We start from the raw sequence: 7109 nt of genomic DNA on the forward strand, positions 1-7109 counted from the left end.
CCCCTTGTGGGGGAGATGTCCGGCAGGACAGAGGGGGGTATCCTAGGCACAACGTCAAACCAAACCTCACCCCACACTTGTGCATTATTGATTAAATATTTGTCAAATGCCCAAATCGGGAGCAAGTTCGATTGTGGCCATTTTGTGGCCCGCGAATCCTAGGAGGGGATTACATGACATCTGGCAATCCGTCGCCCTCGTTGTACAACGAGGATCTGGCGCCCGCTCGGGAGAGGAAGTGGGGCGCTTTCAGCATCTTCAACGTCTGGACCTCGGACGTTCACAGCCTGTGGGGTTATTATCTCGCCGCCAGTCTTTTTCTTCTGTGCGGCAGCTTCATCAATTTCGTCATCGCCATCGGCCTCGGCTCGCTGGTCATCTTCGTGCTGATGAGCCTTGTCGGCAATGCCGGCGTGAAGACGGGCGTGCCGTTCCCGGTTCTGGCCCGCGCCTCCTTCGGCACCTTCGGCGCCAATGCGCCGGCGCTGGTGCGCGCGGTCGTCGCCTGCTTCTGGTATGGCGCGCAGACGGCCGCCGCCTCCGGCGCCATTGTGGCGCTGCTGATCCGCCACGAGAGCATTCTCGCCTTCCACCAGAACAGCCATTTCCTCGGCCACTCGACGCTGGAGGTGATCTGCTACGTCATCGTCTGGGCACTGCAGCTCCTGATCATCCAGCGCGGCATGGAAACGGTGCGCAAGTTCCAGGATTGGGCCGGACCGGCCGTCTGGATCATGATGCTCGTCTTGGCCGTCTATCTCGTCGTCAAGGCCGGCACCTTCTCCTTCGGAGCCGAGATCCCGCGCGACGTGCTGATCGAAAAGACCAAGGATGCCGGCGTTCCCTATGAACCGGGCACCCTGCCTGCGCTCGCCGCCGTCGCCGCCACCTGGATCACGTATTTCGCCGCTCTCTACCTGAACTTCTGCGACTTCTCGCGCTACGCCAAGGATGTGAAGACGCTGCGAAAGGGCAATCTCTGGGGCCTGCCGATCAACCTGCTCGCCTTCTGCCTGGTGGCGGGTGTCACGACCACGGCCGCCTTCACCGTCTATGGCGAGGTGCTGCTGCATCCCGAAGCCATCTCGGCCAAGTTCGACAGCTGGTTCCTGGCGCTTCTGGCAGCGCTTACCTTCGCGGTGGCGACGCTCGGCATCAACGTCGTCGCCAACTTCGTCTCGCCGGCCTTCGACTTCTCCAACGTCTTCCCGCGCCACATCAGCTTCAAGCGCGGCGGCGTTATCGCGGCATTGATCGCGCTGGTGCTCTACCCCTTCGCCCCCTGGGAGACGGGTGCCGCCCACTTCGTCAACTTCATCGGCTCGACCATGGGACCGATCTTCGGGGTGATGATGGTGGACTACTATCTGATCCGGAAGGGCGAACTCGACGTCGCGGCCCTCTACCGCGAAGACGGCGAATTCCGCTTCCAGAGCGGCTGGCACGTCAACGCCTTCATCGCGTTTGCGATCGGCGCGCTCTTCTCGTCGATCCTGCCGACCTTCACCTCGGTCCTGCCGGAATGGTGGGGCACATACGGCTGGTTCTTCGGCGTCGGCATCGGCGGCGGGGTCTATTATCTCCTGCGCATGACCACCCGCGGCTCCGCCGTCGGTGCTGCCTCGCGGTAAATGCAGTGCCCGGCTTCGGCCGGGCATATTTCTTTGCATCGGATGCCGCCGGCCGAGTCTTCGATAGAGATGTTTAGCTCTGCGTTTCAACAGGTTACAGATCGAAGCCGCTCACTCAACCGTCATCCTCGGCCTTGTGCCGAGGATCTGCTGTCGTCTCCACTTGCTCGACGCGGATGGACACTTGGTAGCCCGCTCAAAAGGCCGGTGAGACGCTACGACGGCCGTTGCCTCGCCGAAAATGTCAGCACCGTCGCACTCCGGGCAGCGTGCTTAGATTCTCGGGACAAGCCCGAGGATGACGTCGAGAGGGTGTTTAACTCAGCGTTTCAATGGGTTACCACTGACGCTCAACTATCCCGCCGTCGCCGCAAGCCCTACTCGCCCAGCAAATCCGGACGCCGCTCACGCGTCAGCGTCAGCGCCTGCTCGCGGCGCCATTTCTCGATCGCGCCGTGATTGCCCGATGTCAGCACCGCGGGGATCTCGCGCCCCTCCCATTCCTGCGGACGCGTATAGTGCGGATGCTCCAGCATACCGCCCTCGAAGCTCTCGTGCAGGCCGGAGAGGTCGTTGCCCATGACGCCGGGGAGGATGCGGACGATCGCGTCGAGCACGGTGAGTGCCGCGGGTTCGCCGCCTGAGAGCACGTAGTCGCCGATCGATACTTCTTCCAGTTCTCGCGCGTCGATCACCCGCTGGTCCACGCCCTCGAAACGGCCGCAGACGATGATGACGCCGTCGCCGGCTGCCAGCTCGCGCACGCGCTTCTGCGTCAAAGGCTTGCCACGCGGGCTCATCAGGAGGCGCGGGCGGGTGTCGTTTTCGGAGACCGTATCGATGGCGCGGGCGAGCACGTCGGGCTTCAGCACCATGCCGGCGCCGCCGCCGGCCGGCGTGTCGTCGACGGTGCGGTGCTTGTCGGTGGCGAAGTCGCGGATCTGCACGGGCTCAAGGGCCCACTGGCCGCGCTCCATCGCCTTGCCGGCAAGGGAATAGCCGAGATGGCCGGGAAACATCTCCGGGTAGAGTGTCAGGACAGTCGCCCGGAAGGCCATCTTATCGCTCACTTCTTTTTCTTCGGCTCATCAGGCGTAAACGACGGACCGTCATCGTCGCTATCGACGAGGCCGGAAGCGAGCGGATCGATGGTGATCTTGCCTGCTTCGAGGTCGATCTCCAGCACCGAGGCTTCGGAGAATGGGATCAGCACCGGACGCTTGCCGGGACCCTTGAGCTCCAGCAGGTCGCCGGCGCCGAAATCGAAGATGCCGGTGACGGTGCCGTAGCTGACGCCCTGGTCGTCGACGGCCTCGAGCCCCTCGAGATCGGCATAGAAGAACTCGTCTTCCTCAAGCTTGTCGTCAGGCAGGTTGTCGCGGTCGATATAGAGCTCGAGACCGTTCAGCGCCTCGGCGGCGTTGCGGTCGTTGATCCCCCGGAAGCGCACGACGACGACATTCTTCATCTCGCGGATTTCAAGCACCTCGAAGCTGCGGCCATCCATGCTGTGCAGGTGGCCGTAATCACCGAGCGCGGTCGGATCGGCGCTGTAGGACTTGGCGCGCACTTCGCCGCGCAGCCCCTGCGCGCCACCGATCGTTGCCATCAGCACCGGATTTTCTAGCTTTGTCATGGCGTCCCTAATGTCGAAGCCGGAGGTTTGGTTCGTCATAGCCGAAGTGAACGGGAATGGAAACGAAAACGGGCGGCATGTCGCCATGCCGCCCGTTCGATCAAGGCCGAAGCCCGGAATTATTCCGCGGAAGCAGCAGCTTCTGCGGCGTCGGCGATCTTCTGAGCCTTTTCAGCTGCACGCTCCTGAGCGCGCTTGCCGGGCTTTGCCTTTTCCGGGTTGTTCTTGGCTTCGCGCTTTGCAAGGCCGGCTTCGTTCAGGAAGCGCAGAACGCGGTCGGTCGGCTGTGCGCCCTGATCGAGCCAATGCTTGATGCGGTCGGCGTCGAGCTTGACGCGGGCATCGTTGTCCTTGGCGAGCATCGGGTTCCAGGAACCGAGGTTCTCGAGGAAGCGGCCATCGCGCGGCGAACGGGCGTCGGCGAGAACGATGTGGTAGTACGGGCGCTTCTTGGAACCACCGCGTGCGAGACGAATTTTCAGTGCCATTTCATTTACTCCTTGGATGTGTCCGGACCGCTTTTTATTGAAGCGGCCTTGTTACTTTGCAGCAGTGCCCTGTTCGGCGTGATCCGCTGCGATCTGCTCATGATGCCGGATGACTTCCTTGATGACGAAGTTCAGGAACTTCTCGGCGAAATCCGGATCCAGATTGGCGTCCTTGGCCAGGCGGCGAAGGCGTTCGATCTGGTATTCCTCGCGCGCCGGGTCCGCCGGCGGCAACTTGTACTTGGCCTTGAGAACGCCGACCTCTTTGGTGCAGCGGAAACGTTCGGCCAGGATATGCACCAGCGCCGCGTCGATATTGTCGATCGACTGGCGGTAGCTGGAGAGCTGGGCTTTGATCTCATTCTCGGTCATGGTTCAAAGCGTCCCTTCACTTCTTCTTGGGCAGGCCGGGAAGGCCCGGGAAACCACCGCCGAGGCCGGGCAGCTTGGCGCCACCGAGACCTGGCAAGCCACCGCCACCGAGGCCCGGCATGCCGCCACCCGGCTTGCCGAGGCCGGCTGCTTCCGCCTGCTTCTGCAAGGCTTCGAGCTGCTTCGGATCGATGTTGGAGAGATCGGGCATGCCGCCCATGCCGCCGCCGAGGCCGCCAAGCCCCATCTTGCCGGCAAGGCCGCCCATCATCTGCTTCATCATGCCGCCTTTGCCCTTGCCGCCCATCATCTTCATCATGTCCGCCATCTGGCGGTGCATCTTCAGAAGCTTGTTGATGTCGGAGGCGTCGGTGCCCGAGCCGGCCGCGATGCGCTTCTTGCGCGAATGCTTGAGCATGTCAGGGTTGGCGCGCTCGGCCTTGGTCATCGAGCCGATGATCGCCAGCTGGCGGCCGAACAGGCTGTCGTTGAGGCCGGCCGAAGCCATCTTGTCCTTCATCCCCGCCATGCCGGGCATCATGCTCATGATGCCGCCCATGCCACCCATCTTCTGCATCTGGCGCAGCTGGTCGGCGAGGTCGTTAAGGTCGAACTTGCCCTTGGCCATCTTGGCGGCCATGGCGGCCGCCTTTTCGGCGTCGATGTTTTCGGCGGCGCGCTCGACCAGCGAGACGATGTCGCCCATGCCGAGAATGCGGTCGGCGATACGGCGCGGATGGAACTCTTCGAGTTCGCCCATGCGCTCGCCGACACCGATGAGCTTGATCGGCTTGCCGGTGACGGCACGCATCGAGAGCGCCGCACCACCACGGCCGTCGCCGTCCATGCGGGTGAGCACGAGGCCGGTAATGCCGACGCGTTCGTCGAAGTTGCGCGCCAGGTTGACGGCGTCCTGACCGGTCAAGCTATCCGCGACCAGCAGGATTTCATGCGGGTTCGACTTCTTCTTGATGTCGGCCATTTCGACCATCAAGGGCTCATCGATATGCGTACGGCCGGCGGTGTCGAGGATGACGACGTCATGGCCGCCGAGCCGGGCTGCCTGCACGGCGCGCGCGGCGATATCGGTCGGCGACTGGCCGGCGATCACGGGCAGCGTGTCGACATTGGTCTGCACGCCGAGCTGGCGCAGCTGCTCCTGGGCGGCCGGGCGTCGCGTATCGAGCGACGCCATCAGAACCTTCTTCTTCTCGCGGTCGGTGAGCCGCTTGGCGATCTTCGCAGACGTCGTCGTCTTGCCCGAGCCCTGCAGGCCAACCATCATGATGACGACGGGGGCAGCCGCATGCAGGTCGACGCCCACGCCTTCGCCGCCGAGCATCTCGATCAGCTCGTCATGGACGATCTTGACGACCATCTGGCCGGGCTTGATTGACTTCAGGATCTCGGCGCCGACGGCCTTTTCACGGACGCGGTCGGTAAAGGCGCGCACCACGTCGAGCGCGACGTCGGCCTCCAGAAGCGCACGGCGAACCTCGCGCAGCGCTGCGGAAACATCGCTTTCCGAAAGCGCGCCACGGCCTGTCAGTCCATTCAGAATGGATCCAAGACGGTCCTGGAGGTTCTCAAACATCGGCTCTTCCTTGTGATTTCCGGATAGGGAAACCTTGTGCTTTTCCTTGACGAAAACAAGACGCATAGCCAAAAAGCACCCGAGGGCGCATCGCGCTGTCGGGTGTGGACCTCCGGGATCGATTTATACCTTTGCGGGTCCCGGTCGGTGGCTCGAGTCTTGAAGCTCGTCGCAGATTGAGCGGCGGTAAACAGGAAAACGGCCGGAGAGTCAAGGCAATCAGGGCAAATAAGCGGTTTTCGGCCTTTCAAAGGCCGGCGCGGCAACCCAAATGCAGAAGCCCGAACAGCATATCACGGCGACAAGGCTCCCACCGCATGGCAAACGCCAAACCCAAAAATCCCTACTATCAAGGCCCGGTCACCGACCATTTCGACGGCACCCGCTTCTTCAACCCCGGCGGCATCGCGCCTCTCGGCTTCCGCGCCATGCTGCGCTGGCAGTTCAACGGCGAGCGGCAGAGCTGGCAAAAGCAGGTGCCGAGCCCCTTCCCGCAGGCGAAACCCGATGCTCGCATCGAAGGCGACGGCCTGAGGGTCACCATGGTCGGCCACGCCTCGATGCTGGTGCAGGTAGCTGGCCTCAACATCCTGACCGACCCCGTCTGGTCCGACCGCGTCAGCCCCTTCTCTTTCGCCGGCCCGAAGCGCGTGACCGCCCCCGGCATCCGCTTCGAGGATCTGCCGAAGATCGACCTCGTGCTCGTCTCGCACAATCACTACGACCATCTCGACGTCGCGACGCTGAAACGGCTCCAGGCGGCCCACCGCCCGCATTTCGTTACCCCGCTCGGCAACGACACGATCATCCGCCGCGCCGCGCCCGATGCCAGGATCTCCGTCATGGACTGGGGCGACCGCATCGCGATCTCTGATGGCATAACTGTCGACGCCGAACCGGCGCATCACTGGTCGGCGCGCGGCACTGGTGACCGCAGCATGGCGCTCTGGGCCGCCTTCGTCATCTCGACTCCATCGGGCAAGATCTACCACGTCGGCGACACCGGCTTTCACGACGGCATCAACTATCGAGCGGCTGGCGAGAAACACGGCCCCTTCCGCCTCGCCATCCTGCCCTTCGGCGCCTACGAGCCGCGATGGTTCATGAAGGGGCAGCACCAGAACCCCGACGAAGCCGTCCGCGGCATGCAACTCGCCAATGCCGCCCACGTCGCCGGCCACCACTTCGCGACATTCCAGCTGACCGACGAGGCGATGGACGCGCCAGTCAGCGCTCTGGAAGTCGCGTTGCGCGAGCATGGCGTGGCACCGGAGCGTTTTCGTCCGCTGAGGGCCGGCGAGGTGTTCGATGTGCCGTTGGCGTGATGCTCGTTCGTTTTTGCATCCATGACCGTTGCAGTGCTGGGGACGTGCTTAGATCCTCGGCAC

The 7109-nt window shown here is 63.2% G+C and carries 7 protein-coding genes; 2 read left to right on the forward strand and 5 right to left on the reverse strand.

Features of this window, described 5'->3' with window-relative positions:
* The first annotated feature begins 173 nt into the window (after nt 1–173).
* Entirely contained in the window at nt 174–1631 is a 1458-nt protein-coding gene (locus B3605_RS13400) for an NCS1 family nucleobase:cation symporter-1 (RefSeq protein WP_112974541.1), read from the forward strand.
* A 377-nt stretch (nt 1632–2008) separates the two neighbouring features.
* On the opposite strand, the gene trmD is transcribed toward B3605_RS13400, so the two are convergent.
* The 5 genes from trmD to ffh form a co-directional block, all read right to left on the reverse strand.
* Complete coding sequence (gene trmD / locus B3605_RS13405) at nt 2009–2689, reverse strand: tRNA (guanosine(37)-N1)-methyltransferase TrmD (protein WP_112946142.1); 681 nt, start codon at nt 2687–2689, stop codon at nt 2009–2011.
* An 8-nt stretch (nt 2690–2697) separates the two neighbouring features.
* Nucleotides 2698–3267, reverse strand: coding sequence for a ribosome maturation factor RimM (gene rimM, locus B3605_RS13410; RefSeq protein ID WP_296434444.1), 570 nt, complete (start codon nt 3265–3267; stop codon nt 2698–2700).
* Between the two features lie 119 nt (nt 3268–3386).
* Nucleotides 3387–3755, reverse strand: coding sequence for a 30S ribosomal protein S16 (gene rpsP, locus B3605_RS13415; RefSeq protein WP_037182500.1), 369 nt, complete (start codon nt 3753–3755; stop codon nt 3387–3389).
* Between the two features lie 51 nt (nt 3756–3806).
* Nucleotides 3807–4127: a chorismate mutase gene (locus B3605_RS13420; protein WP_112946130.1), complete on the reverse strand. Its 321-nt coding sequence runs from the start codon at nt 4125–4127 to the stop codon at nt 3807–3809.
* Between the two features lie 16 nt (nt 4128–4143).
* Nucleotides 4144–5721 carry a signal recognition particle protein gene (gene ffh, locus B3605_RS13425; protein ID WP_112946140.1) on the reverse strand — a complete coding sequence of 526 codons (1578 nt, stop codon included), beginning with the start codon at nt 5719–5721 and terminating at the stop codon, nt 4144–4146.
* 317 nt (nt 5722–6038) lie between these two features.
* Between ffh and B3605_RS13430 the strand changes: the two genes are divergently transcribed.
* A complete protein-coding gene (locus B3605_RS13430; protein WP_112946129.1) occupies nt 6039–7046 on the forward strand; it encodes an MBL fold metallo-hydrolase in 1008 nt (335 codons plus the stop codon).
* Nucleotides 7047–7109 lie beyond the last annotated feature (63 nt).

Source organism: Rhizobium sp. UBA1881 (genome assembly GCF_002338015.1).
In the GTDB taxonomy this organism is placed as follows: domain Bacteria; phylum Pseudomonadota; class Alphaproteobacteria; order Rhizobiales; family Rhizobiaceae; genus Rhizobium.